A 271-nucleotide genomic window follows, 5' to 3' on the forward strand; every position below is an offset into this window, starting at 1 on the left:
TATACTATAGAAGGAGTACCAGCAGGAACAGTAGATATCGTAGTAGATACAACTACTTTACCAACAGGTGTAACATTAACAGAAGGAACAGAACCAACGGAAGTAACGATACCAGTAAATGGAACAGTTGCAGCAGGAACAGATGGTTATACTACAGCAGGAACGGTAACCGGAACAGTATATAACGATGAAGATGGTGATGGAACACAAAACGGAACAGAAACCGGATTTACTTCTCCAGTAACTGTATTTGCTGATTTAGATGGCGATG

Annotated in this window: 1 protein-coding gene; it reads left to right on the forward strand. The window is 40.6% G+C overall.

The window, feature by feature from the left end:
• Positions 1-271 (forward strand): hypothetical protein (locus ACVCZW_RS00170; RefSeq protein WP_452231303.1); only part of this gene is annotated, 271 nt, incomplete at both ends.

Source organism: Lacinutrix sp. MEBiC02595 (genome assembly GCF_053601555.1).